This is a genomic window from Brucella sp. H1_1004 (assembly GCF_047308065.1).
GTDB classification, from domain to species: Bacteria; Pseudomonadota; Alphaproteobacteria; order Rhizobiales; family Rhizobiaceae; genus Brucella; species Brucella pseudogrignonensis_B.
On record NZ_JAYKZA010000002.1, the window covers coordinates 1,042,072 to 1,067,099 of the forward strand.

Sequence of the window (25,028 nt, forward strand, 5' to 3'; positions counted from 1 at the left end):
CGGCTTTTTTGATGAGCTTATTTCTTCAAGACGATTTCTGAAGGATCTTTCAGTCTTCCGGCAAGCGAGAATGCCAGCACGGAAGAAACAAGCAAGACACCGCCAACGATGAACATCGGCATTTCGTAAAGGCCGGTAGCATCTTTTACGAGGCCGGTAATATAGGGGGCTGCAAAGCCCGCAATATTGCCGATCGTGTTGATGAGTGCGATGCCCGCTGCCGCTGCCGGGCCGCTTAGAAATCGCGACGGAATAGCCCAGAAGTTAGGCAGGGCCGAGAAGATGGCACAAGCGGTGATCGTGATCATCAGGATCGTGGTTGCAGGCGATGGCATGAAAAGTGCCGCAGGAATGGCGAAGGCGCCAACCAGTGCGGGAATGCCGATATGCCATGGGCGCACGCCGCGCTTTGCAGCGTCGCGGCTCCAGAAATACAATGCAATAGCCGCAGGAAGATACGGAATGGCTGTGATCAGCCCCTTATCATACACATTAAACTTCGTGTTGAATTCCTGTTCGAACCCATTGATGATCGATGGCAAGAAGAAAGCGAGCGCATAAAGGCCATAGACCAGCCCGAAATACACAATCGACAGAAGCCATACGCGCTTGTCGAAGAGAGCCAGACCGGTCATGCGTCCATGCGCACTTTCCTTGACTTTTTCTTCCTGTGCGAGTGCACCATTGAGCCAGTCGCGTTCTTCCTTGTTCAACCATTTTGCGTCATTTGGCGTATCTGGTAGATAGAAGAAGGTGATGATGCCAACCAGGATCGCCGGAACTGCGACACCGAAGAACATGATGCGCCAGCCTTCAAGGCCGAATGCGCCGTGCATGTCGATCAGAGTTGCGGCGATTGGTGCACCAATGACGATTGTCAAAGGCTGCGCCAGGTAAAACAGTGCCAGAATCTTGTTGCGATGGCGTGACGGCACCCACATCGACAGAAACAGGATCGCACCTGGGAAGAAGCCAGCTTCAGCAATACCAAGCAGGAAGCGCAGAATATAGAGTTCAGTTGCGCTCGAAACCCATGTGAATAGCAGGGCAACGATACCCCATGTCACCATGATGCGAGCAAGCCATTTGCGTGCACCAAACTTATGCAACGCAAGATTGCTTGGCACTTCAAGAATGATGTAGCCGACAAAGAAAATACCGGCTGCAAAACCGAACTGCGCGGCAGTCAGCGCGAGGTCGGTTGTCATTCCGTTCGGACCCGCAAAGGAAATTGCGGTACGATCCAGGAAGTTGATGAAGAACATCAGCGCGATGAAAGGGACCAGCCGGATCGAAATTTTCGATATGGCCGACTTTTCAGCGGGCGTCATTTCGTGAGATTTTTGCTGCATTGCAGTTCCTCCCTGCTAGCATATTAATCGAAGCGAAGGAGCTTGAAGGCGTGAATATCAAAAGATATTGCTGATTCCGTTGGCAACTGCGCTTTTAAATAGGCAGATAGCTAAAGATTGCGACATGCCGCCGCAAGCGATTTAATGTCGACAAATTGTGATATAATCTCACAGGTATGCTCAGGTACTAACAGGGGGTTCTCATGCGGCCACTTCCATCTTTGAACGCGCTCAAGGCTTTTGAAGCCGTCGCGCGCCATCGTTCAATGACGAGAGCTGCCGAGGAACTATGTGTAACGCATGGAGCGGTTAGTCGTCAGATCAGGTCTTTGGAGGACTCACTTGGTGTCTTGCTGCTTACACGCAACGCGCGATTGAGCGATCCGACACCGGAAGGTGCACGGCTTGCGGAAGGTTTGGCCAGCGCATTTTCAATTATTGAGGGCAGCATTGAGCGCGTGAAACCGGGCCCGCTGACACTTTCCTGCTCCTCGTCCATCATGATGGAGTGGATCATTCCGCGCATTGGTCGCTTTCACGACAGTCATCCGAATATCGAGTTGCAATTTAACATGAATTACGACCGGATTGATTTTATGCGTGACAAGATCGGCATTGCGATCCGTTCGAGTGTGATCGAGCCACCCGCAGATGCCGTTATTCGTGATATGGGACGGGAGGAGATTGGTCTTGTTTGCGCGCCCTCATATCTTGCGCAATGGCCGCTTATTGAACCGGCTGATCTCGCACAGGCATCGGTGTTGGCGACGCATACAAGGCTGGAAGCTTTTGCGGACTGGCAAAAAGCAGCCAATGCAGACTTTCCGGCTCCGGAGCCGAAATCGACATTTCACCATTTCTATTTGCTGATTCAAGCAGTGCTTTGTGGATTGGGCGTCGCGGTCGTCCCGCATATGCTTGTTGCTGAGCACATTGCATCGGGTCGGCTTGTTGCGCCTTTCGGCTTCTGCCCGGGACCACGTCGAATGCTGTTGTGGATCGCTCCACACAGGGCAGGGCAGCCCGATTCGCTTGCTCTGGAAAAGTGGTTGACCCGTGAAATGCGCGCCCCACCGAAAAAGCAGGGCGCGTTGTAATTCAGTTTAAAGCTGTTCAAGCAGTGTTGCAGCACCCGATGTCACAGCCTGTCCTGCTTGTTCTTCAATATTGAGGGTTTTAACAACGCCGTCTTCAACAATTGCAGAATAGCGCTTCGAACGAATGCCGAGGCCGCCCGCAGTCGCATCCAACTCGAGACCGATTTCTTTGGTAAAGATGGCCGAGCCGTCGGCGAGGAACGTGATCTTGCCTTCGCTACCCGTGCTCTGCGCCCATGCCCCCATAACGAACGGATCGTTGACTGAAACAACCACGATCTCATCCACTCCCTTTGACAGAATGGTGTCGCGGTTGTCCAGATAACCTGGCAGATGGTTAAGGTTGCAGGTCGGTGTGAAAGCGCCGGGAACCGCGAAAAGAACAACCTTTTTTCCTGCGAAGACTTCGTCAGTCGTTACTTCTTTAACGCCATCCGCAGTCTTTACCTTGAAGGTTGCTGCAGGGAGCTTGTCACCAACTTTGATCGTCATTGTTTTCTCCTGAAGGTGAGCTCCGCCGTCATGGCTCACCTCTATATATGGCTGAACTTCATCGCCTTTGCTCTAAGCATGGCAGCGACACTTAAGCCGATAATAAGGGTTTTCACAAATTCAATTTACTGATTGTGGTCTAATCAAGCTGAATCTGTCCGGAAACAGCTTTGCCATTCTGCACAAGCGTATAATCAATCTCTGCACCTTTTTTGGCCTCACCGTGAAGCATCGCCGAGAACTGCGACTGCCCTTCAGGTTTAGGCACGGAAAGATTAAGCTGTTCGCTTCCAATAAAAAATTCAGCAGGAGTTGTCTGGTCAGGGAGTGCAAGCTCGAAAACAGCTTTGTTGTCTATTCGCTTTACGCTTTTCACACCGAAATCTGCAGAGGCTGGTGCGGGAAGGCGATCAAAGGCTGTTTCAATAATGGTGCGCGTCGCAATGGCTTGCGGCGATTGATCTGTCGCTTCACTTAATGGAAAGTCGAACTGAGCCTGAACCGGGATGCAGATTTTATCGCAAACGCCAAGAAAAACATTGCCTTTCAGACGGTCGTCACCGGGCTTTGATGTGAATGTCAGCGGCAGGGATACAGATTGCTTGTATCCAATGCCGCCCTCATCGCTTGCGCCAAAATAGACGGGCGCGGGGTAATCAATATGCGCGGACGCATCGCCTTCAATGGTGATTTGAGGTGGTACGCCTGCATCGCCCGGGTTGCGCCAATAGGTTTTCCAGCCGGGATTGAGAGTGATCTGCAATGCGCCGCGCTGTTCCTCGCCAGATTTGGTATCTTCAAGAATAACACGCACCTTCCCGCCGGGCGTTTCCGTCCATTCGGACGTTGCAGCCTGTGCATTGATAACGGTGCTTAACAGAACCGGCAGGGCAAGAAATTTGACTGATCGCATTCAGCGAGATTGATCGAAAATCATGTTTCAATCAAGGCCGTGTTTTTGCTGGCATCTTATCGCTCAGGCTTTCAGCAACAGATTGAAAACAACAATAAAAAAAATCGCAGCACCCAAAGCAATATGCATCAGGAGGGCAATATTGGAAATGACGCGCAACCGCGCGTAATCCGGGAAATGATTGCTGATTTCTTCAGGCGGTGTTTGGTTGTGCCACAGATAAAGTGCAAAACGATAATTGCCGCGCGGCATGGTGAAAATATAATAGAGATCAGATACATCGCCGATCGTTTTTGTCATTGATGGACTTTGTCTGATGAAATCAATGAGCGGAGACAGCTTTGTCTGCACATAGATAGAGTAAATTAGGAAAATGGCGGCTGGAGCCAGTATTATATAAATCAGCATAAATACTATTCTTTTCAACTCATAATTGCATTTCTTGCGGACAATGTTTTTCACTGTTTGATCAAAAATCAAGTGATGTTTATCACGGCTAGAAACTTTGCGCGATTTTCATTGTCATTTGGCGCAGTCTTGCTACCTTGGTCTTTATGACCATTCTCAGGAAGCCAAACCAGGAGCAGGGGTTCTTAAACGGGCAATTCCTGCTTGCCATGCCCGGAATGAGTGACGAGCGTTTCGCTCGCGCCGTTATTTATATTTGCGCTCATTCCGAAGACGGCGCCATGGGCTTCATTATCAATCAGCTTCAGCCGGTTGGGTTTCCAGACATACTTCGTCAGATCGGAATTGCTGACGACGAAGACCTCATTATGCTGCCAAAGCATGCGCAGAGTATTGTTGTGCGAAACGGTGGCCCTGTTGACCGCACACGTGGGTTCGTTCTGCATAGTGATGACTATATGGTCGACTCGACCATGCCTGTCACTGAAGACATATGTCTGACCGCAACGGTTGATATTTTGCGTGCGATTTATGGCGGCAGTGGACCATCGCGAGCTTTGCTGACGCTCGGCTATTCGGGTTGGGCACCGGGACAGCTTGATATGGAGTTTGCAGAAAACGGCTGGCTGGCGTGTTCAGCGCCGATTGATATGCTTTTTGATAGCGATATTACCGGAAAATACGATCGATTGATGGCGTGGATGGGCATCGACATGACCCGGCTCGTTTCCGAAGCCGGCCATGCCTGACTAAGCTGCCGCTGCATCCTGCTGCTCACGCACGATGCGCGTGGCATCTTCGCGGCTTGCCGGTTCACCGAACATAAAGCTCTGCACATATTCGCAACCCATCTGGCGGAGTTGCAGCGCGTCGTTTTCGTTATCAACCCCTTCTGTGACAACGGCCAGACCAAGATCATGCGCCATGCTCACGATAGACCGCAGGAGTGTTGCCTTCTGTGGCTGGTCGCCTTTCACGAAAGAGCGGTCGATTTTGATGATATCGAACGGGAAGCGTGTAAGATAGGCAAGCGACGAATAACCAGTGCCAAAATCATCAAGCGATAGGCCGATACCCATCGTTTTCAGGCGTGCAAGCACATGCGCCGATTGCTCTGGGTTTTCCATCAACACAGATTCTGTGAGTTCCAGTTTCAGGGTGCCGGGCTTCAGATGAATACGCGAGAGAACCGAACGCACGTCATTGATAAGATCCTGCCGGATCAACTGCGTGCTTGAGAGGTTGACCGAAACAAACAGATTTAGCTTCGGGAACTGTTCCTGCCATGCGTAGAGATCTTCGGCAGCACGCTGAATGGCAAACAGGCCAAGCTGCACGATCAGGCCGGAGCTTTCCGCAATCGGGATGAATTCTGACGGAGAAATGCCGCCGCGGCGCGGATGCTCCCAACGCATCAGTGCTTCAAAGCCAGCAATTGTTCCTTCATCCAAACGCACAATCGGCTGATAGACGAGACTGATTTCATCGCGTTCGAGTGCACGACGCAGATCGGATTCAAGCTGTAATTTGTCGCTGCCGATCGCGCGGAAAGCAGGGCGGAAGGGCTCGATGCGGTCGCCGCCGAAGCGCTTCGCCTGATGCATGGCAAGCTCGGCGTCCTTCACAAAATCTTCCGCTGAAGCGGCTGTCTTTGTCCATGTGATCAGACCGATTGAAGCCGTCAGTACGATTTCACGCTTGGCATAGGCAATCGGAGCGCGAACGGCTTGTCGCAAGGCTTCAGCAAAGGCGGCAATGCGACCGGGGTCGTTTTCAGATGCCAACAGCAGACCGAACTGGTCGGAAGACAGGCGGGAAAGCGTATCCTGCGGCTTCATCAAACGCGACAGACGGCGCGAGATCGTAAGCAGGATCGTATCGCCTGCCGACATGCCCAAACTGTCATTGACCTGCTTAAAACGGTCAATGTCGATGATGAATACGGTCGGATGCAGTGTGCTTTCGCCGCGCGCCATGTTCATAATGTTGCTCAGGCGATCAAGAAACAGCTCACGATTGGGCAAGCCAGTAAGATTGTCATGAACTGCATCATGCAGAAGACGTTCTTCGGCTTTTTTCTGTTCGGTCACGTTTACCAGCGTGCCAACACAGCGCACGATTTCACCATTGGACCCCATGACAGGGCGCGCGCGCAGCGCATACCAGTGATAATGACCGTCATTGGCGCGCAGGCGGAAAATCTGGCCAATGCGACCACGGCGGTTTTCCAGAATGGCATCAAGTGTCGAGCGGAAACGATCACGATCATCCGCATGCATTGCTGGCAACCAGTTGCGAACCGGGCCTTGCAGTGAACTCGCTGTGTTGCCGAGATAGTTTGCAATATCGGGTGTGGTGACAACGCGGTCGCGCGGAACGTCCCAGTCCCATACAATGTCACCTGCACCAATCACTGCAAGCGCCTGACGTTCCATATCGGAAAGCAAGCCCTGCTGGAGCGCGCCGCCCGAAAAAGCATGCTGCATGACGGTGAAGCCAATGAGCAGAACAATCAGCACCAAGCCGCCGCCAAGTGCTGGCTGAATGATGTCATTGTCAAGTTGGCCGGAAACCGTCATCCAGGCGCCCAGCAGCCATATAAGCGTGAGCAACCACGCCGGTATGAGCATCACCGCTCGATCATAGCCTTTGATCGCCAGATAACCGATGATGAAGATTCCCGATATGACTGTTAGCGCCAGCGATATGCGCGCAATGCCGGAAGCAACAGGTGGATCAAAGACAGCAACACCTGCGAGAGCCAGAAGGCCTAACACCCATGTGACTGCGCCATAGCTGAAATGGTCGTGCCAGCGATTGAGATTGAGATAGGTGAACAGGAAAATCACCAGTGATGCTGCAAGGGCGACTTCCGTGCCCGCTCGCCAGACCTGTTCGTTTCCCGGCGTTATTTCCATCAGCTTGTTCCAGAAGCCGAAATCAACGCAAATATAGGCGAGAACGGCCCATGCAAGTGCCGCGGTTGCCGGGAAAAGCGAGGTGCCTTTGACGACAAAAAGAATGGTCAGGAACAGTGCGAGAAGGCCCGAAATGCCGAGCAGAATACCGCGATAAAGCGTGTAGGAGTTGACCGCATCCTTGTAAGCTTCCGGTTCCCACAGATAGAGCTGTGGAAGATTGTGCGAGGAAAGCTGCGCGACGAAGGTGATAACTGTCTTCGGGTTAAGTGTGATACGGAAGACATCGGCATCTTCGCTTGGCTGCCTGTCGAGCGTAAAGCCCTCACTGGGGGTTATCGACGAAATACGCGCCGAGCCAAGATCAGGCCAGATTATGTTTGACCCCACAAGGCGGAAATGCGGCGCAACGAGCAGCCGGTCAATCTGTTCATCTGTCGGATTTGCTATGGAAAATGCGGCCCAGTCACCAGATGCATTGGAATTGGGCGCTGCCTGCACCTCAATACGGCGTACAATGCCATCGGCTCCCGGTGCTGTTGAAACCTGGACGCTCTCGCCTTGATTACGCAGCAGCTCTACAGCGCGCGATAGGTCAAGAGCGGTGTCGTCTCTGGAGATTTTTATTGGTTCGACGGCAAGAGAAGGAAGTGCTGAACAGGTCAGGATAATGATCAGCGCTATGCAGCGTAGAAAAGCTGAAACGAACCTGTTTGTTATACCATTCACGAGCGTTCAACCTTGCCATTGATCATGCGTAGATCGCTTTCTATCAGGGCAAACAACAGGTGGTCCTGCCAGAAGCCATTGATCTTGAGATAAGAGCGCAACAGTCCTTCTCTCTGAAATCCGGCTTTTTCGAGAAGCCGTATCGAACGAACATTATGGGGAATACAGGCAGCTTCGATCCGGTGCAACCTTAGTTCATTGAATGCAAAGGGGATAACCAATGATAAGGCTTCGCTCATATACCCTTTGCCAGCCGCTGATATGCTGCTCCAATAGCCAACCATACCGTTCTGGCCGACTCCACGCCTTATGTTGCCCAGCGTTATCCCACCGAGAAGCCGATTGTCTTTGCTGTCAAAAATAAAGAAGGGATAGCCGGTGCCATCGGACATTTCTTCCTGAACGCGGCGTAACCGATGACGAAATGCGCTTTTGGTCAGATCGTCGTCAGCCCAAGTCGGCTCCCATGGCGTGAGAAACCCACGGCTTTGTTCGCGTACACTAGCCCATGTTGCGAAATCACTCAGCAGCGGCTCGCGCAAATAAACACGCTGCCCGCGAAGAAGTGTCGGATTGCTGCGCCGGAATGGCAGGCCGATCATGCTGGTTCTCGTGTTGTTGATGAAGAGAATAGGCTGTTTTTAGAATGTGCACCACTGTTGCATAAGTTCTCTATGAAGTTACAGCCTATTCTCCGATCCGTTAAACAGCAATCTTCCTCGTATGCGCGCTGGTCGAAAGAGCATCCGTAAGCCCTTCAAAGCTCATCAGACGTCCAACAGGGCCGACACCGGCGATCGTTGGCTTGCTATCAAGGAACATACGGCCTGCAAGATCGCTCAGGCGTTCAGGCGTAATGAGCGACAGGCGGTCCATCAGCTCATTGTTTGGCACCGGACGGCCATAGAGCAGAAACTGGCGTGCGATCTGTCCCGCGCGGCTTGCTGCACTTTCCTGCGACATCAACAGGCTCGCGCTATATTGCGCACGGGCACGATTAACTTCTTCGATGCCTATGGAATCTGCGGCTTTATGCAACTCATCAATGATGACGGGGAGAAGCTCTACGAGTTCATCCTTGCCTGTGGCTGCATGAATGCCGAAAAGGCCTGTGTCGGAAAAGCCCCAATGAAATGCATAGACCGAATAGCAGAGGCCACGCTTTTCGCGCACTTCCTGAAACAGGCGGGAGGACATGCCACCGCCGAGGATCATTGACAGAAGCTGCGAAGCGTAAAAATCGCGCACATGATAGGCGCGACCTTCAAAGCCGATCAAAACCTGCGCATCCATCAAATCGCGATCTTCGCGGAAATCGCCGCCAACATATGTCGCAAGGTCAAGGGTTGGTGCGGTGTTATGGGCACGGAAACCGCCCAAACGCTTTTCAACTTCCTTCACAAATTCATCGTGGTCTACGCCACCAGCAGCCGTCACAACCATACGGTCAGCGCTGTACTGTTCGTCCACATACTGACGAAGATCAGCGGACGTAAACGACATGACTGTCTCAGGCTCGCCAAGGATCGCGCGCCCGATCGGCTGGTGACGATAGGCTGTTTCGGTGAAGCGGTCGAAAACGATATCATCAGGCGTATCGTGGGCTGCACCGATCTCCTGCATGATGACCTGCTTTTCGCGCTCAAGTTCGGCTTCGTCGAACTTGGAGGCAGTCAGGATGTCAGCAAGAATATCGATGGCCAGCGGCATGTCGTTGCGCAGCACGCGAGCATAATAGGAGGTGGTTTCGACGCTCGTTGCAGCATTGATTTCGCCGCCAACATTTTCGATGTCAGAGGCAATCTGCCAGGCGGAACGCTTCTCTGTGCCCTTGAAGGCCATATGTTCAAGCAGATGAGCGATCCCGTGACGGTCGGGCGCTTCGTTTCGCGCGCCTGCTTTTACCCAGATACCCAACGCAACGCTTTCCACATGCGGCATGTTATCTGTTACAATGGTCAGGCCATTGGAAAGACGCGTTACTTCAACACCCATATGCAAAATGCTCCCATAGTCCCATTCGGGTTCCCGTTTTTAAATTCCTGAACAAGATATAATCTTATGCCCGGGAATGACGGCGAATGTATTCTTCCACGATTTTCAGGTCGTTGTGAAGAACTGTGAAACTTTCTTTTCGGTCCATCAGGTCCGAAAGCCATGCCGGAAGCGCCGGCGTCACACCACTTGCAGCTTTTACCGCATCAGGGAATTTAGCCGGATGTGCGGTGGCGAGTACAACCATTGGTGTCGTGCCGGACACTTTTTCGCGAGCGACTTTAACAGCAATGGCTGAATGTGGGTCAAGCAAATAGCCATCCGCATCCAGAACCGACTTTATGGTTGCTGCTGTCTCATCAACGGTTGAGCGGCCCGCTGCAAATTCGCTGCGAATGGCAGACAGTGGCTTTTCGGAAATCGTAAAGCCACCGGATTGCTTCATGCTGTCCATCAGGCCACGGACAGCGCTCGCATCGCGATCATGCGCTTCAAACAATAAGCGCTCGAAGTTTGAAGAAATCTGGATGTCCATCGAAGGCGAAGTCGTCTGTTCGACGCCACGCATTTCATAGGCACCGCTTTCGAGCGTGCGCGCAAGAATGTCGTTGTCATTGGTTGCGATAATCAGCTGATCAATCGGCAGGCCCATTTTCTTCGCAACATAGCCCGCGAAAATATCGCCGAAATTGCCCGTTGGGACCGTGAACGAGACAGCGCGATCCGGTGCACCGAGACTCAATGCGGCCGAGAAATAATAAACAACCTGAGACATGATGCGTCCCCAGTTGATCGAGTTTACGCCAGAAAGCGAAATCGCATCGCGGAATTCGAGGTCATTGAACATGCCTTTGACCAGATTCTGACAATCATCGAAGTTGCCTTCGATAGAAAGGGCATGAACATTTGAAAAGCCGGAGCTGGTCATCTGGCGCTGCTGCACCGGAGAGACGCGGCCATTCGGGAACAGGATGAAAATATCGGTGTTGTCGCGGCCACCAAAAGCCTCAATAGCTGCGCCGCCTGTGTCGCCAGATGTGGCGCCAACAATCGTTGCGCGTTCGCCGCGTTGCGCGAGAACATAATCCATCATGCGTGCAAGAAGCTGCATGGCGACGTCTTTGAAAGCAAGCGTCGGCCCATGGAAAAGCTCAAGCACATATTCGTTCGCGCCGGTCTGCACCAACGGGCAAACTGCATCATGGCGGAACGAGCCATAGGCTTCCCGCACCATACGCTCAAAATCGGCCTGGGGAATTTCGCCATTGACGAACGGTGTCAGAACGGCCAGCGCGATATCCACATAGGATTTTCCACGCAGATTGCGGATCTGATCAGCGGTGAATTGTGGGTATTCCTGCGGGAGATAGAGGCCGCCATCACGGGCAAGTCCGGCGAGCAGAGCATCGCTGAATCCCAGAACTGGGGCTTCGCCGCGTGTGCTTATATATTTCATCTCAAAGGCCTTCGTTTTGGGTCAAGGCAGATTTTTAGCCGAGAATGCAATAAAGCTTCCCTAAAAAAGCCGCAAGAATTAATGCATGTTTTGCGTGATGGGGTTGCTCTTGGCGATAAAAAACAGGAAAACACCCTCACGCTATGCATCGTATAGCGGTGTAGAACAGGTCGATCAGTGCAGGGAAGCCCGGTTTATGCATAAAGCATCACAGAATCGTTCATCATTGTTTCCAGTCGTTGCAACGGTTTTGCTCGCAGCGCTAGCCGGTTGTACCACCAGTGGCACGCAGAATGCGGCGGATAGCGCTGCGCCGCGCGTTAAGGCATCCGACCTTATGGCGTTTTGCCCAAGTGTTTCACTGCGGGAAGGCACGGCCTATTTCAGCACCTATGAAAAAGGCGGCGACCAAGATGCAAGCCGTGTGATTTACCAAGCCTCGCTGACGGATACGACACGTGATTGCCAGCATAATGCAGGCACGATTACGCTTGACGTAGCAGCGGCTGGTAAAGTTGTGCCGGGTCCAAAATACAAGAGCGGCAATATTACAATGCCGATCCGCGTCGCCGTCGTTCAGAATGGCAATGTGATCTATTCCAAACTGCACAAGCAGACAGTCAATGTCAGCAATGGCGGTGGTGCCACGCAGTTTGTATTCAACGATAAGGGAATTTCGATTCCGACCGAAAGCGCGCGCAGCGTGCAGATTTTCGTTGGTTTTGATGAAGGCCCATACAATACGAAGTAATCGGGCATAAAAAATCTGGATTTCTTATAAGCGGCCATTGAATTAATCATTGGCCGCTTTTTATTGTGTGTATTTTCGATAATTTAAATATATGAAGATGATATATTCATCGCTTGCTTTGCAGATATTTTGAAAATTGCTACTATCTATTTACATTTTCAATCATTTCGAATTAATGTAATCTATAGAAAAGTGTAGTTTCATTTGGATTTTTGTAGATTTTCATCGAGGCGATCTTTAATGGGGTTGAAACGCAGCGTATTTTTTTCGCCTGTACCCTATGTAATTTGCATCATCTTATTGCTTGGCGCCGTTGCAGGTAAGTGGGCTGGAGACCGGTTTCGCCTTTTCGATGAAGAAAAGGACATGGATGCGTATATGACTGTGCTCATGACGCAGGCTAACCGTATAGTGAACTCTGCGAGAGAAACACTGAGCAAGGTTAACCAGTCTCCCTATGCACTGTGTTCGTCAGACGACAAACGCTATATGCGCGAGTTGCTTTTTGCCGCTTATCACATCAAGGACATTGGTCGTCTTGAGCATGATATGTTGCAATGTTCGACGCTTTTAAACGATGTTGTGACAACAAAACCCAGAAGTAAAGAAGATGTTCTTCTTAAGGACGGCGTTTATGTTTATAAGGATCAGGAGCTTATAACTGCTGGGAGCCACGGCCCGATTTTTGGCCGGAACACTGGCAATCTTGTTTTAAGCGCATTGGCTTTTGATGCGTTGCATGTTCCGCAATATGATTTCGCAATCTTTATGACGAATAGCGATCGGACGCAGTACGCCAAGCTTTACAGTTACCCCGATACGTTTCCAGAGAATATCAGCAATAGCTATATCCCAACCAATAATACGCGGTCGTTTGGCGTAACAAATGGCGTTTTGCAACAAAAAGCGTGTGATGATGAAACAGGCGTTTGCGTTGCGATTGCAACGTCCGAAAGTTGGTCTGACCATACGGATGCATTGCTGCCGTTCGTGTTCACAAGCCTGGGCTTACTTGTTGGCGGTGGTGTTGCCATTGGCTGGACGTTTTACCGCAATCGTGACCGTTCACTTGTTTCGTTGCTTAAAAAGGCATTGAAGGCAAACGAGCTTGCGCTTGTCTATCAACCCGTAGTCAGTCTTGGTGATGAAAAGATTACAGGCTTTGAAGCGCTTATTCGGTGGGAGATCACAAAAGGCGATTTCGTGCCGCCTGATCTGTTTGTTGCACGAGCGGAAGCTGCTGGTTTAGGCCATCTCATAACAACTTATGTGCTGGATCACGTCATTGAAGAAATGGGCGCTTTGCTCCGACAGCAGCGGGCGCTTTATATCAACGTCAATATAACCTCCGGTGACCTGCAAAGCCCGGATTTCATACAGTCGCTTGAAGCTCGCCTGTCAGACGCTGGAATTCAGCCGCAACAGATTGGTCTTGAATTGACCGAGCGAACCGCAGTGGATTTCGCGAAAGCCAGTAGCGGTATCAAGGCTCTGCGCGAAAAGGGGTACAAGGTCTATATCGATGATTTTGGTACGGGCTATTCCAGTCTTGCTTATCTGGGCGAGTTGCAAGTTGATGCCATCAAGATCGATAAGGCCTTCACACGAACACTTGGCGGTGAGGCGGAAACGGTTTCTATCGTTCCACAAATTATCGCTATGGCGCATCAATATGGGCTTGGAATTGTGGTCGAAGGTATCGAGACTGGAGAGCAGGTTCGCTGCTTGCGCGATATTTGCACCAATCTTTCGGGGCAAGGTTGGTTTTTCGGCAAGCCGGTGAATGCCAGTTTAGCGCAATCACTCGCTGGATTTTCAATCAAAAAGAGAAAACGCACAAGGGTTGAAGCCAGCTCGAAATAGCCATTTGGCGTTTTTATTTTAGCAATAGAAATTTAACTATAGAAGTAATCTTTGATGCTTTATTTAAAAAACCTTGTTTGTGTGAAGTGAATTGCAAGAAGTTTAATTTAGAAAAACTGTTCGTGGAGTGATTGCGCCTTAAATTGGCCGATCAAGCCTCGCATGTGGAATTGCAACGAAACAACAGGGGCAGAACGGCAGTCAGGCCTGTTCTGAGCTTAGGGCCATGAAGCCAAAATATGAACGCGTTCTTGAACCCACGGATACCTGGGCGATCTTCGATTTAACAACCGACGAGCCTGCATCTATCGGTGACCGGCTGATGATCGGCCTGAGCGAAAGTGAGTCAGAAGAGTTGCTGGCAACGCTTAATGCTGAGGCAAAAAGCAAAGGCAAGCGTAGCGCTGCCTGATAGGTCTTTGCGCGCCGTTAAGAGCGCATCCCGAAAAGTGTGAAGCGGTTTTCGGACAAGATGCGCTTAAAAAATGGTTAGAGCGCCGATCTGATTTTATCAGATTGAAATGCGCTCTAAGGCGCGCAAAAGGCATTGTTTGAGTTAGACTGGATGAGATTAAGCATCCGTCCAGATCGAAAGCGCTTCGATAACGTTTGGCAAGTCTTTATGGCGATGGATGACGGTTTCTGCACCGGCATCTGTTAGCTTGTCCGCATGACCCGGATAGGTGTGCGCGCCGCCAGTAAAGCCGATAACGCGCATTCCAGCAGCGCGGGCGCCTTGAATGCCATGCGCAGAATCTTCAATGACAATCACATCTGCCGGATCGACATCGAAATGCTTTGCCGCATGCAGGAAAACATCTGGCGCGGGCTTTGGCTTTTTCGTGCCGACTTCACGCGCCGAAAAGATATTTGGCTCAAACAGGTCGTAAAGACCAACGCGCTTGAGCATGAGATCAAGGCGAACGCTGGTTGAATTTGAGCAGATGCATTTTGGCAGGTTCAGTGCTTCAACAACTTCCACGATGTCTTCAATCGCCTGAACTTCGTTTTTGAGACGTTCATCAAGCAGCTTTTCTGACTTGTCGAGAAGCGATGCAGAAATAGGAATGCCAGCTTCGCGCTCTACAGTCAGGAGAATGTCCTGCCATGTCAGGCCTGCAAAACGCTCACCCACTTCGACGGCTTCAATCGGATATCCGGCTTCTGTCAGAAGTGCTGCATCGACTTCTGCGGCGATGACTTCAGAGTCGACCAAAACGCCGTCGCAATCAAAAATAATCAGGGCTGGAGCTGCCATATCAAAAGCCTTTGCTTGGGAGGTGTCGGGCGAGGATCACCCGCAAAACATTGCGGATGGGCTACAACTTTATGGCCAACAGGTCAAACTGTGCTGGGGCTGCTTCTGCAAAATATGGGAACGATGTTTGCGTTAAGCCGTTCCTTTTCTCCATCAAGGAGAAGTCTATGCGTAAATCCGTTATGCTGTTTATTATCGCTATTGCCGTCGTTCTGGCGTTCATTTTTGCAACACCATATTATTACAGCGTGACACCGGAAAATCGGGGCACAGAACCCGTAACCGAAACCTCCCAGTAATCAAACCTCGCCGGAAACTTCACGCCTGCGCCGATCCAGTTCTTCGCTGTAACGGCGTAACGTGTGCGCTTCGCTTAACAGACCGAGCACTTTGCGCTCCTGTGCGTTATTGATGACAGCGAGCGCTTCCGCTTCTGCCCGATCAAAGCGCACAACAGCTTCTTTCGCGTTCATCTGCGGCAGCAGGAACTCATCTTGATAGCGCAACAGCTCGCGGATACTGCGCGCTTCTTCTGTTTTGTCGAAGCTCTCTGAATAAGCCGCCGGTACGGGGATCATGCCAACATAATGACCTTCGCTGTCTACCGCGATAACGCGCTGTGTCGAGCCCAAAGGGAAATCATGGCGGAAGGTTTCGATATCGGTATCTATCAGCACAGTTTTGACGTCATGCCGCATCATGCGGTTAACAGTGAGGTTTCGGACCCAGCCGATATCATGAGCGGAGCGGATGGCTTCCCCACGCAAATGAAAACGCCAGGTTGCAAACGAGTAGCCGAAGGTTTTACGAACCATCATCGACGATGACACGACCGCCCCCAACACGAGCATTGCCAGCGGAAAATCGCCGGTAAGTTCAAGTGCGAGGAAGGTCATTGTCAGCGGACCGCCGATTATGGCGACTGCCATGGAACTCATGCCGATGACGGCATAGGCTTCCGGCTCAAGCGTTAGTGGCAGGACATAGCCTGTCAGTGCCGCAAAAAGCTTTCCTGTGAGTGCGCCGAGAAACAGTGATGCGAAGAATAAGCCACCGCGAAACCCGGAGCCGATTGAAACAGCTGACGCAAGCGATTTGCTGAAAATTAGCAGCAGAAGCATGGGAATGGTCAAATGCGCATTCAGATCGAGATGCAGCGCACCGTGGCCGGATGCCAGAACCTGCGGAGAAACAAAGGCGATCATGCCGACAACCGCTCCACCAATGGCAGGCGCAAGGACAGTTGGCACAACGCTTTTGCGAGCAACCCGCTCAACAGTGGTAACACCACGCATGATTAGAATAGCGATACCCGCCGCCAGAAAGCCAAGCACAAGTGCAGGCAAATAATCGCGTGCGGCAATCCCATCAAGTTGCCCGATATGAATGACAAGCGGTGCGCCACCGATAGCTTGTGTAACAAGCATTCCGACGATTGCGGCCACAACAACCGGAGCCAGCGTAGCAATCGAATAAACGCCGATAATCAGCTCAAACGCATAGAATGCGCCGGTCAGCGGCGCGTTGAATGCACTTGCAATCGCTGCTGCTGCCCCACAGCCCACAAGCGTGCGCAAATCGGCCCGGCGCAGTTTCAGCGCGCGCCCTATGCGGGAAGCAAAGCCACTCGACAGCTGTGTATAGGCGGCTTCCAGACCTACTGATGCGCCAAATCCATTGGAAATAAGGTTTTGTCCGACAAGGATGAAACTGTCGGTCAGCGACAGATGGCCGCCGTGCAGCGCATTGGCTTCGATAGGGTCGACGATGGGTTTTTTGCGCCACCGTGCCAACACCCATATCACGATGCCCATGAGAATGCCGCCCGCGACGGGTGCAATATATGCGGTGGTGCTTAGTTGCGATGCGGAACTCAAGCGCTCGCCATCAGCGAGACCAAACAGCGCCTGATGCATCCATTGCGAAATGCCTGCAATCGCTGCCACGGCAAGCGCGGATATAATGCCAATGACTGCACCTGCGATGACCAATCCGATTTCGCTGCCACGCACAAGCGCACGCATGCGGAAGGGCACAAACAACACCCGCAAATATCGGTTATGACGCAACTCGTTGATATTCATGGCCCGCACATCAAGAAAAGCAAATCAGTTTAGGTGCGATCATAGGCAAAAACGAATAACCAAGCCTTAGTAATTGCACCGGATTTGGTTGGTGAACTGCAATTTATTGACGGCATTAATATGGCTGGAAGAAAACTGTCAAAGCCTAAGCGTTACCAAAAGCGCCGGAAACCCGGGGTTTTTGCTGGAAATTAAGAAAAGGTTTACAATTTCAATCACTTGGCGTTAACCGCATATTTACCCTGTTCAGTAACCATAAGGACAAGTTTTTAGCGTTCACAAGTAATCGAGTATCCCATGTCCCTAGTACGTCTTGCACATGAGTTGCCTATTGAGGCCCCACGTACCGCTTGGCTTGACTCTATCATTAAGGGTGATTGCGTTTCCGCTTTGGAACGTCTTCCGGATCACTCGGTGGACGTCATTTTTGCCGATCCTCCCTATAATCTTCAGCTCGGTGGTGATCTGCATCGCCCGGATCAGACAATGGTCAATGCCGTTGACGATCATTGGGACCAGTTCGACAGCTTTCAGGCTTATGATGCGTTTACCCGTGCATGGCTGATGGCTTGCCGCCGCGTGTTAAAGCCAAATGGCACGATCTGGGTCATCGGTTCGTATCACAATATTTTCCGCGTCGGCTCACAGCTTCAGGATATTGGCTTCTGGCTGCTCAATGATGTGATCTGGCGCAAGACCAACCCGATGCCAAATTTCCGTGGCCGTCGTTTCCAGAACGCGCATGAAACGCTGATCTGGGCTTCACGGGATGAAAAGAGCAAGGGCTACACCTTCAATTATGACGCCATGAAAGCGGCAAATGACGATGTGCAGATGCGCTCTGACTGGCTGTTCCCGATCTGCACAGGCTCGGAACGCCTGAAAGACGAGAACGGCGACAAGGTGCATCCGACCCAGAAGCCGGAAGCTTTGCTTGCACGCATTTTGATGTCGTCGAGCAAGCCGGGCGATGTCATCCTTGATCCGTTCTTCGGCTCCGGCACGACAGGCGCTGTTGCAAAGCGTCTTGGCCGTCATTTCGTCGGTATTGAGCGTGAGCAGTCCTATATTGATGCTGCAACCGCACGCATCGCCTCGGTTGAGCCACTCGGCAAGGCTGAATTGACTGTTATGACCGGCAAGCGTGCGGAACCACGTGTTGCTTTCACCTCGATCATTGAATCAGGTCTCCTGCGTCCGGGGACGGTTTTGTCTGATGCGCGTCGTCGCCATGCAGCAATTGTCCGTGCAGATGGAACATTGGCTGCCAATGGCGAAGCGGGCTCCATTCATCGCATCGGTGCGAAAGTACAGGGCTTTGATGCCTGCAATGGCTGGACATTCTGGCATTATGAAGAAGCAGGTGTACTTAAGCCGATCGATGATCTGCGCAAAGTCATCCGCGATGAAATGGCTGCAGCAGGCGCATAAATTATTTACGGATTACTATCGGACGACCTCCAACAAAGTCTGATGAAAAGACCCTCGAAACAATCTGTTTCGAGGGTCTTTTTCTTGGGACTTGTTTGCCTAGAAAGACAGGCCGAGGCGTTTCAAATCGTCGGCAAGCTTTGCTGCGCTGGTGAAGTGCACGGCCTGCCAGCCCGCCGCTTTTGCACCCTCAACATTGGCTGGGCTGTCATCGATAAACAGCGTCGCAGCCGGATCGAGATCAAAGCTTGCAACATGATGCTCATAAATTTCGCGGTCTGGTTTCAGCATGCGAATATCGCCAGAAACCGTCACGCCACGGCTCTCGGTCAGAAACGGAAAGCGTGCCTGTGCTTCGCGCAGCGTGTCGGAAGCAAAATTGGTCAGCATCGTCACGTCATTGCCGTGAGCAATCAAGCCACGCAAGATCACAACGCTGTCTTCGTAAGCGTATGGAACCATCAGATTCCAGTTTTGTCGGAATGTTTTTATGTGTTCACTGCGCTCAGGATGTTCATTGATCAGCAGCGCTTCGGCGTCCTGCCAGCTGCGTCCGCGATCTTGTTCTATATTCCATGCGCTGGTGCAGATGTTTTCCAGAAACCACTGACGTTCCTGTGCATCCGGGATTGTTTCAAGATAAGCGAGTTCTGGATCATAATGCAGAAGCACTCTGCCAATATCGAAAACGACGTGCCGGACTGGAGTGGTCAAGGTTTCTTCCTTCCCTTTTTGAATGCTTCTGGAATAGCCGCCGTGATTGCTTTTTTCATGACGGTTGGAAGGGCTTCGCCTTCCAGTTCTGACGGTGCAGACCACCAGCCATCAATATCATTGCGTTTGGCCGTATTGCTGAGTGAATAGACAGATAGGCGCAATTCAAAATGCGTGAAGATATGCGTGATACTGCCTGCTGACTGCCAGCTGGCAGAGAAGGGCGCGGCGTTGATCGTTGCGTCGCCGTCACTGCGTGCGGTCCATGCGCTGCCGGGAACTTCGGTCATGCCAGCCAGTAAGCCTTCGCCTTTGCGCTTGCGCAGCAGCACCGATCCATCTCCTGCAATGGCGATAAAAGCGGCGCCCGTTCGCACCGGCTTTGCCACTTTCGGTGCTTTGACCGGAAAAGTTTCGGGATCGTGATGCGCGAGCGCTTCACAATCATCGTTGACCGGACAGATAGCACAAGCCGGGCGGCGGGGCGTACAGATGGTTGCGCCTAGGTCCATCACAGCCTGCGCAAAATCTCCGGGCCGGTCATGCGGAGTCAACTCGCCCATGCGAATACGAATTTCTGCTTTTGCAGAAGGCAGAGGTGTGTCGATAGCATAGAGGCGCGAGATAACGCGCTCAACATTACCGTCGACAACTGCTGCTGGCTCTCCGAAGGCAATGGCTGCAATGGCAGCGGATGTGTAATCGCCGATACCCGGCAATTCTTTTAATCGAGCTGCGGTTGAGGGGAACTTGCCGTTATAATTTGCCGCGATTAAATCCGCACATTTCTTGAGATTGCGCGCACGTGAATAATAGCCCAAACCAGCCCAGGCACGAAGAATATCGTCTTCACTGGCCGCCGCCATGGATTCAACGTCCGGCCATAAAGTTACGAACTTGTTGAAATAGGATTTGACTGCCTCAACGGTTGTTTGTTGCAGCATTATTTCCGATAACCATACGCGGTAGGGATCGGATTTTATGCCACGCGCGTGTTCTGGTGGGGTGATTCGCCATGGTAAGATACGGTGATGGCGATCATACCATTTTAAAATAGCCGTCGTCTGATTGGATTCAACTGCACTCAGCATTGGGGTTATATAGTCCGACCTCTAGATTGATCCTGCAAACTTTGATTAACGCCCTGTTTTGGGAATTGATATAAAAACAAACCGCAGTGGATGCGGCACTTTATGACAGTTAGGCTTTGACCAATATGGGGCAAAAATATTCAGATGAAAGTTCGCGCGTGAGTAATTGCGTCCCGGTTTATGTGATCAATCTTGCGCGTTCCAAACAGCGCTGGAAAGACTTGAAGATGAGCGCTGACCAATTTGGCATTGAGCTTCGCCGAATTGAAGCGGTTGAGGGCAGGCTGCTAAAAGACAATGAACTGGGAAATCTTGATGAAGCCGCTTTTCGACGCCGTCATGGCAAAATAGTGCTTCCTGCGGAGATTGGCTGCTATTTCAGCCATATTAAAGCCCTCGAGGCAATTATTGTTTCTGCTGAGCCGCATGCTATCATCATTGAAGACGATGTGCGGTTCACACAGGATTTTTTGCCATTTATTGATGGTGCAATAAAATTACGTGGCTGGGACGTTATTAAGCTTATTAATCATCGGATGTCTGCGTTTCGACGTTCTGGAACGGTCATTGATGGGTTTTCAGTTGGACGCAGTCTGCATGGACCTTTAGGCAGCTCTGCCGCGTATCTTTTGACAAGAGAGGGGGCAAGAAAACTGCTTTCTGCGATAAAGCCAATGTCGCTCCCTTATGATGTTGCGATGGAGCGTGGCTGGGATGGGAATTATGAGCTGTTCATAACCGATCAGTCGCCAGTAGAACTGTCAGATGTTGCTATTTCAACAATCGCTGAAGGGCGCGAAACTTACGCCAAAACACGTTTGCCTCCCCATAAAAGGATTACCACACTCGTCTTTCGAACAACTGACTACATCAAGCGAATCGCTTACGCTTTAAGAATGAAGCGTTTGAAAGAGGCGGAGGAATGAGTTTTTTAAAGAAGTCGTTCCTAACACGTCGGAAGATCGATCATTGGGCGTTAGCCGTGGCGTCTGCGGCCATGCCCATTAGGCTTGGTTTAGGGCCGATCCTGCTGTTTGTGTTTTCTTGTCTTGGCATTTATCTCGCTGCTGCTCGACATAATACGACAAGACTCTTTGCCAAGAAGTTTTATATTTTCATCCTTCTTTATGCCGCTTGGTCTATCGGACTTATTCTTTATCGGGGAGAACCTTTTTCCGATAACCGGCAGATTGGATACACACTACTGATCGCTGTCTTTGCCTTCGCCGGGGCCGGCATGGTTCTTGTCAAAGATCCGTTGCGTTCTTATGTCCTTGGAGCGCGAGCAGGTGTTATTCTGACCATACTGGCCGTTATTTATCTGGTATTTACCGAAGGTGGTCGTATTGGCGTCGGCGGCAATCAAGCTGTGTTTGCTTTTGTTGCTGGCGTTGCGGCAATATCTGCGGCCATTCCCGTTTCCAAAGCACCACGCTATTTACCGAATGGGCCACATTGGCTGGTTCTTGGATTTGCGGCTGTGCTGACATCTGAAACGCGCGCTGTGATCGTTGTTTTGCCGATATTTGCGGCCATTGAAATCGTACTTTTTCTTCGAAAATATAATCTCAAGCAACAGAGCGCAGTATATCTGGCCCTCACGGCTGCACTTGCTGCGCTGATTGTCGTTGGCCCGTTAGGTGAGGTGATTTCCAAACGGTTTGGAGGCATGGTTGAATATTACGACAGCGGTGATAGTTCAAAATGGGAGGATAAACTTTCTGCTGATATTCGTGAAGTGATGTGGAAAAGCGCAGTCGTGATTATCAAAGCGCATCCGATTGCAGGCGTTGGATCCTATGGCAAAATGAATATGGTGCGACAGGAGGCGGGTGAACAGGCTCCGATGCTGAAAGGCTTCCGACATGTGCACAATACAGTGCTCGATGAACTGTTGAATGACGGGATTGTCGGCCTGTTTTTCATGTTTGCAGCCTTTATCGCGGTGTTCATTTATCTGTGGCGAAACGCTGATAGCTGGGCAATGCGGCGAGCGCTGATTTATTTCGCCTTTGTATGTGCCAGCTACGGCATGTTGCATAACCCATTGCTGCATGAAGTTACGATCGCATCTACTATGTTCTTCATCGCTGCGTTAAATGCTGCTGCTTCAAGACGCATTATGGCTCTGCGTCGCGTTGGCCTTACCAACTCCATGTGCAGGAAATAATATCTATGAAAGCAATCGTGACGGGTGCCGCTGGCTTCATCGGCTACCATACGGCAGCGCGCCTTCTGGATGAAGGCTGGCAGGTTGTTGGCGTTGATAATCTCAATGATTATTATCAGGTAGACCTCAAAGATACCCGGCTGTCCAAGTTGAACACGCGTGATGCTTTCCGCTTTGCGCAAGCCGATATTTCAGATGCGGTCGCCTTTAATGCTGCGATTGGTGCTGATCGCGATGCTGATGTGATTGTGCATCTCGCGGCACAGGCAGGTGTTCGCTATTCGATCGAAAATCCTGCCGCCTATGTTTCGGCCAATGTCATGGGGCAGGTGAGCGTGTTTGAAACGGCGCTGAAACTCGAAAAGCGTCCGCCGGTTGTGTATGCCAGCTCATCGTCTGTCTATGGCGCAAACGAAAAAATCCCGTTTTCTGAAAGTGACGCTGTTGACCATCCGGTCTCGGTCTATGCCGCCACAAAGCGCTCAGGTGAGCTTCTCGCCGTATCTTACAAGCATGTTCACGGCCTGCACTCGACGGGTTTGCGTTTCTTTACGGTTTATGGGCCATTTGGACGTCCAGATATGGCGCCGTGGCTGTTTACATCGGCTATCCTCAAAGGCGAGCCGATCCGCGTTTTCAACAATGGTGAAATGCAGCGCGATTTCACATTTGTAGACGATATCGTCAGTGGCGTTTTGGGCGCAGTAAAACGGATTATTGAGCAACCGGAAGATACAGCACCAGTTTATAACCTCGGCAACAATCGCCCGGTTATGCTCAATGATTTCATTGCAGCGATTGAAAAAGCATGTGGCAAGCAAGCTATCCGCAAGCTTGAGCCGATGCCCGCTGCTGATGTTCCGCGCACCTATGCGGATATTAGGCTGGCAGCGCGCGATCTCGGCTTCAGCCCTAAAACCACTTTGGATGAAGGTATTCCTTTGTTTGTTGAGTGGTTTCGCGGCTATAATGGGACGCGATGAACGAACGCAAACCAAAAAGAGGCTTCCGCCCGCTGGCCGATATGACGTCTGGTCTGATGGACCCGATGTTGCAAAAACGTGCGGGCATCAGCCTCTCACTGCTGCAATCATGGGAAGATATCGTCGGCCCGGCAATAGGTGCCTCATCCCGGCCGCTGCGTATTGTATGGCCAAGACGTTTGCATCAGGACGAACCTTTCAATCCGGCAACGCTTATTATCGCCTGCGAAGGATTTGCAGCCCTTCAGATTCAGCATGAGACAGGCGAAATCATCAGCCGTGTGAATGGCTTTCTGGGTTTCTCTGCGATTGGTCGTATCAAGATAGAGCAGAAGCCGCCTGCGATTGATTTCAGACGCAAGCCAAAACGTCTTGCACCTCTGGCACCCTCCGAAGAACGGCGCATTGATAAGGCGACTGATGGTATCGAGGATGATGCACTAAGAGCAGCTCTGGCTCGGCTTGGCAAAAATATACTCGCTGAAAAGCGCGCTACAAAGAAGTAGCATCATTTGCCATAAATTTGATTTAAGGTTGTTGTTGAACTTGATTTGATCAAGCAAGGGCTGGTGATTGCCCGCGCGCCACCTTAAATTGTCTTTAAAAGTCAACATTGAAACAGGACTGGATGATTCGATGCCTGCATCGCTTAACCGCAGACATGTTATTTCTCTTGCTGGCGCCGCCGCCGCAGGCCTCGCCTTTGCGGGCAATGCAAGTGCGCAGGCACGCAGTGCCGAAGCGTCCGTTGACGCTGCCAAGCTTGCTGAGCCAGGCAAGATGAAGGACATGGTTTATGGCAAGGCCGATGCGCCTGTGACCATAGTTGAGTACGCATCGCTGACCTGTTCGCATTGTGCAGATTTTGCAGTCAATACTTTCCCGACCATCAAGGAAAAATACATTGATACTGGCAAAGCGAAGCTTATCTTCCGCGAGTTCCCATTCGATCCACGTGCAACTGCTGCTTTCATGCTGGCTCGTTGTGCGCCGGAAGACCGTTATTTCCCGATGATCGAAGTTTTCTTTAAGCAGCAGCAACAGTGGGCGGGTGCAGCCGACGGCGAAGCTGCACTGCTCCAGATCGCGAAACTTGCAGGTTTTACACAGGAGTCGTTCAAGGCTTGCTTGACGAACCAGCAGGTTCTCGATGATGTGAGAGCAACGATGGAACGCGGATCGAAGGAATTTGGTGTGAACGCTACACCTACTTTCTTCATCAACGGACAGAAATATGCTGGAGCCCTTTCGGTTGACGAGATGTCGGCAATCATTGACAAGCTGCTCTAAGCCGCCTTTCGGCATGAAAAGCGGACGCTTCAT

Annotated in this window: 24 protein-coding genes; 12 read left to right on the forward strand and 12 right to left on the reverse strand. The window is 51.2% G+C overall.

Annotation, left to right across the window (positions count from 1 at the left end):
• Positions 1–17: 17 nt before the first annotated feature.
• Positions 18–1,352, reverse strand: coding sequence for an MFS transporter (locus U2P60_RS12240; protein WP_313828104.1), 1,335 nt, complete (start codon positions 1,350–1,352; stop codon positions 18–20).
• A 203-nt stretch (positions 1,353–1,555) separates the two neighbouring features.
• Here U2P60_RS12240 and U2P60_RS12245 point away from each other — a divergent pair, with 203 nt between their 5' ends.
• Positions 1,556–2,449, forward strand: coding sequence for a LysR substrate-binding domain-containing protein (locus U2P60_RS12245; protein WP_413572841.1), 894 nt, complete (start codon positions 1,556–1,558; stop codon positions 2,447–2,449).
• A 6-nt stretch (positions 2,450–2,455) separates the two neighbouring features.
• Here the strand turns inward: U2P60_RS12245 and U2P60_RS12250 are convergent, their stop codons facing one another.
• From U2P60_RS12250 to U2P60_RS12260, 3 genes are all read right to left on the reverse strand, one after another.
• Positions 2,456–2,941, reverse strand: a complete 486-nt coding sequence (locus U2P60_RS12250) for a peroxiredoxin (protein ID WP_413572842.1) — start codon at positions 2,939–2,941, stop codon at positions 2,456–2,458.
• Positions 2,942–3,080: 139 nt separating this feature from the next.
• On the reverse strand, positions 3,081–3,854 hold the full coding sequence (locus U2P60_RS12255) for a protein-disulfide reductase DsbD domain-containing protein (RefSeq protein ID WP_413572843.1): 774 nt from the start codon (positions 3,852–3,854) through the stop codon (positions 3,081–3,083).
• Positions 3,855–3,917: 63 nt separating this feature from the next.
• On the reverse strand, positions 3,918–4,316 hold the full coding sequence (locus tag U2P60_RS12260) for a hypothetical protein (protein ID WP_413572844.1): 399 nt from the start codon (positions 4,314–4,316) through the stop codon (positions 3,918–3,920).
• A 92-nt stretch (positions 4,317–4,408) separates the two neighbouring features.
• Between U2P60_RS12260 and U2P60_RS12265 the strand changes: the two genes are divergently transcribed.
• Positions 4,409–5,011, forward strand: coding sequence for a YqgE/AlgH family protein (locus U2P60_RS12265; protein WP_413572845.1), 603 nt, complete (start codon positions 4,409–4,411; stop codon positions 5,009–5,011).
• Here U2P60_RS12265 and U2P60_RS12270 read toward each other — a convergent pair whose 3' ends face one another.
• The 4 genes from U2P60_RS12270 to thrC form a co-directional block, all read right to left on the reverse strand.
• Positions 5,012–7,900 (reverse strand): EAL domain-containing protein, encoded by a 2,889-nt coding sequence (locus U2P60_RS12270; protein WP_413573778.1) that lies wholly within the window; start codon positions 7,898–7,900, stop codon positions 5,012–5,014.
• Positions 7,901–7,905: 5 nt separating this feature from the next.
• A complete protein-coding gene (locus U2P60_RS12275) occupies positions 7,906–8,511 on the reverse strand; it encodes a GNAT family N-acetyltransferase (protein WP_413572846.1) in 606 nt (201 codons plus the stop codon).
• Between the two features lie 100 nt (positions 8,512–8,611).
• Positions 8,612–9,904 (reverse strand): M16 family metallopeptidase, encoded by a 1,293-nt coding sequence (locus U2P60_RS12280; protein ID WP_413572847.1) that lies wholly within the window; start codon positions 9,902–9,904, stop codon positions 8,612–8,614.
• Positions 9,905–9,968: 64 nt separating this feature from the next.
• On the reverse strand, positions 9,969–11,360 hold the full coding sequence (gene thrC, locus U2P60_RS12285; RefSeq protein ID WP_413572848.1) for a threonine synthase: 1,392 nt from the start codon (positions 11,358–11,360) through the stop codon (positions 9,969–9,971).
• Between the two features lie 196 nt (positions 11,361–11,556).
• On the opposite strand from thrC, the gene U2P60_RS12290 reads away from it, so the two are divergent.
• The 3 genes from U2P60_RS12290 (at position 11,557) to U2P60_RS12300 (ending at position 14,386) form a co-directional block, all read left to right on the forward strand.
• The gene (locus tag U2P60_RS12290; protein ID WP_313828116.1) at positions 11,557–12,111 is read left to right on the forward strand and encodes a hypothetical protein; all 555 of its coding nucleotides are present in this window, start codon (positions 11,557–11,559) and stop codon (positions 12,109–12,111) included.
• 240 nt (positions 12,112–12,351) lie between these two features.
• Positions 12,352–13,974 carry an EAL domain-containing protein gene (locus U2P60_RS12295; RefSeq protein ID WP_413572849.1) on the forward strand — a complete coding sequence of 541 codons (1,623 nt, stop codon included), beginning with the start codon at positions 12,352–12,354 and terminating at the stop codon, positions 13,972–13,974.
• A 226-nt stretch (positions 13,975–14,200) separates the two neighbouring features.
• The gene (locus tag U2P60_RS12300; protein WP_313828118.1) at positions 14,201–14,386 is read left to right on the forward strand and encodes a hypothetical protein; all 186 of its coding nucleotides are present in this window, start codon (positions 14,201–14,203) and stop codon (positions 14,384–14,386) included.
• Between the two features lie 159 nt (positions 14,387–14,545).
• Here U2P60_RS12300 and U2P60_RS12305 read toward each other — a convergent pair whose 3' ends face one another.
• Positions 14,546–15,232, reverse strand: a complete 687-nt coding sequence (locus tag U2P60_RS12305; RefSeq protein ID WP_413572850.1) for an HAD family hydrolase — start codon at positions 15,230–15,232, stop codon at positions 14,546–14,548.
• A 167-nt stretch (positions 15,233–15,399) separates the two neighbouring features.
• On the opposite strand from U2P60_RS12305, the gene U2P60_RS12310 reads away from it, so the two are divergent.
• The gene (locus U2P60_RS12310; protein WP_313828120.1) at positions 15,400–15,531 is read left to right on the forward strand and encodes a hypothetical protein; all 132 of its coding nucleotides are present in this window, start codon (positions 15,400–15,402) and stop codon (positions 15,529–15,531) included.
• Here U2P60_RS12310 and U2P60_RS12315 read toward each other — a convergent pair whose 3' ends face one another.
• On the reverse strand, positions 15,532–17,316 hold the full coding sequence (locus tag U2P60_RS12315) for a chloride channel protein (RefSeq protein WP_313828121.1): 1,785 nt from the start codon (positions 17,314–17,316) through the stop codon (positions 15,532–15,534).
• A gap of 297 nt (positions 17,317–17,613) precedes the next feature.
• Here U2P60_RS12315 and U2P60_RS12320 point away from each other — a divergent pair, with 297 nt between their 5' ends.
• Positions 17,614–18,747, forward strand: coding sequence for a site-specific DNA-methyltransferase (locus U2P60_RS12320; protein ID WP_313828122.1), 1,134 nt, complete (start codon positions 17,614–17,616; stop codon positions 18,745–18,747).
• 99 nt (positions 18,748–18,846) lie between these two features.
• Here the strand turns inward: U2P60_RS12320 and U2P60_RS12325 are convergent, their stop codons facing one another.
• Complete coding sequence (locus tag U2P60_RS12325) at positions 18,847–19,461, reverse strand: HAD family hydrolase (RefSeq protein ID WP_413572851.1); 615 nt, start codon at positions 19,459–19,461, stop codon at positions 18,847–18,849.
• Positions 19,458–20,552, reverse strand: coding sequence for an A/G-specific adenine glycosylase (gene mutY / locus U2P60_RS12330; protein WP_413572852.1), 1,095 nt, complete (start codon positions 20,550–20,552; stop codon positions 19,458–19,460). The genes U2P60_RS12325 and mutY overlap by 4 nt, the downstream gene beginning before the upstream one ends.
• 125 nt (positions 20,553–20,677) lie before the next feature.
• Here mutY and U2P60_RS12335 point away from each other — a divergent pair, with 125 nt between their 5' ends.
• From U2P60_RS12335 to U2P60_RS12355, 5 genes are all read left to right on the forward strand, one after another.
• Positions 20,678–21,478, forward strand: coding sequence for a glycosyltransferase family 25 protein (locus U2P60_RS12335; RefSeq protein WP_413572853.1), 801 nt, complete (start codon positions 20,678–20,680; stop codon positions 21,476–21,478).
• Positions 21,475–22,722, forward strand: a complete 1,248-nt coding sequence (locus U2P60_RS12340) for an O-antigen ligase family protein (protein ID WP_413572854.1) — start codon at positions 21,475–21,477, stop codon at positions 22,720–22,722. Before U2P60_RS12335 ends, U2P60_RS12340 begins: the two co-directional genes overlap by 4 nt.
• A gap of 5 nt (positions 22,723–22,727) precedes the next feature.
• Positions 22,728–23,705: an NAD-dependent epimerase/dehydratase family protein gene (locus U2P60_RS12345; protein WP_413572855.1), complete on the forward strand. Its 978-nt coding sequence runs from the start codon at positions 22,728–22,730 to the stop codon at positions 23,703–23,705.
• Complete coding sequence (locus U2P60_RS12350) at positions 23,702–24,211, forward strand: DUF721 domain-containing protein (protein WP_413572856.1); 510 nt, start codon at positions 23,702–23,704, stop codon at positions 24,209–24,211. The genes U2P60_RS12345 and U2P60_RS12350 overlap by 4 nt, the downstream gene beginning before the upstream one ends.
• A 130-nt stretch (positions 24,212–24,341) precedes the next feature.
• The gene (locus U2P60_RS12355) at positions 24,342–24,995 is read left to right on the forward strand and encodes a DsbA family protein (RefSeq protein ID WP_313828129.1); all 654 of its coding nucleotides are present in this window, start codon (positions 24,342–24,344) and stop codon (positions 24,993–24,995) included.
• The last annotated feature ends 33 nt before the right edge of the window (positions 24,996–25,028 follow it).

Bases quoted from the DNA above. Each gene is read 5' to 3' on its own strand.
- U2P60_RS12275 (WP_413572846.1), bottom strand. From the start codon at position 8,511: ATGATCGGCCTGCCATTCCGGCGCAGCAATCCGACACTTCTTCGCGGG.
- U2P60_RS12340 (WP_413572854.1), top strand. From the start codon at position 21,475: ATGAGTTTTTTAAAGAAGTCGTTCCTAACACGTCGGAAGATCGATCAT.
- U2P60_RS12355 (WP_313828129.1), top strand. From the start codon at position 24,342: ATGCCTGCATCGCTTAACCGCAGACATGTTATTTCTCTTGCTGGCGCC.
- U2P60_RS12290 (WP_313828116.1), top strand. From the start codon at position 11,557: ATGCATAAAGCATCACAGAATCGTTCATCATTGTTTCCAGTCGTTGCA.
- U2P60_RS12310 (WP_313828120.1), top strand. From the start codon at position 15,400: ATGCGTAAATCCGTTATGCTGTTTATTATCGCTATTGCCGTCGTTCTG.
- mutY (WP_413572852.1), bottom strand. From the start codon at position 20,552: ATGCTGAGTGCAGTTGAATCCAATCAGACGACGGCTATTTTAAAATGG.
- U2P60_RS12250 (WP_413572842.1), bottom strand. From the start codon at position 2,941: ATGACGATCAAAGTTGGTGACAAGCTCCCTGCAGCAACCTTCAAGGTA.
- U2P60_RS12255 (WP_413572843.1), bottom strand. From the start codon at position 3,854: ATGCGATCAGTCAAATTTCTTGCCCTGCCGGTTCTGTTAAGCACCGTT.
- thrC (WP_413572848.1), bottom strand. From the start codon at position 11,360: ATGAAATATATAAGCACACGCGGCGAAGCCCCAGTTCTGGGATTCAGC.
- U2P60_RS12335 (WP_413572853.1), top strand. From the start codon at position 20,678: ATGGGGCAAAAATATTCAGATGAAAGTTCGCGCGTGAGTAATTGCGTC.
- U2P60_RS12305 (WP_413572850.1), bottom strand. From the start codon at position 15,232: ATGGCAGCTCCAGCCCTGATTATTTTTGATTGCGACGGCGTTTTGGTC.
- U2P60_RS12345 (WP_413572855.1), top strand. From the start codon at position 22,728: ATGAAAGCAATCGTGACGGGTGCCGCTGGCTTCATCGGCTACCATACG.
- U2P60_RS12315 (WP_313828121.1), bottom strand. From the start codon at position 17,316: ATGAATATCAACGAGTTGCGTCATAACCGATATTTGCGGGTGTTGTTT.
- U2P60_RS12300 (WP_313828118.1), top strand. From the start codon at position 14,201: ATGAAGCCAAAATATGAACGCGTTCTTGAACCCACGGATACCTGGGCG.
- U2P60_RS12245 (WP_413572841.1), top strand. From the start codon at position 1,556: ATGCGGCCACTTCCATCTTTGAACGCGCTCAAGGCTTTTGAAGCCGTC.
- U2P60_RS12280 (WP_413572847.1), bottom strand. From the start codon at position 9,904: ATGGGTGTTGAAGTAACGCGTCTTTCCAATGGCCTGACCATTGTAACA.
- U2P60_RS12320 (WP_313828122.1), top strand. From the start codon at position 17,614: ATGTCCCTAGTACGTCTTGCACATGAGTTGCCTATTGAGGCCCCACGT.
- U2P60_RS12265 (WP_413572845.1), top strand. From the start codon at position 4,409: ATGACCATTCTCAGGAAGCCAAACCAGGAGCAGGGGTTCTTAAACGGG.
- U2P60_RS12295 (WP_413572849.1), top strand. From the start codon at position 12,352: ATGGGGTTGAAACGCAGCGTATTTTTTTCGCCTGTACCCTATGTAATT.
- U2P60_RS12350 (WP_413572856.1), top strand. From the start codon at position 23,702: ATGAACGAACGCAAACCAAAAAGAGGCTTCCGCCCGCTGGCCGATATG.
- U2P60_RS12240 (WP_313828104.1), bottom strand. From the start codon at position 1,352: ATGCAGCAAAAATCTCACGAAATGACGCCCGCTGAAAAGTCGGCCATA.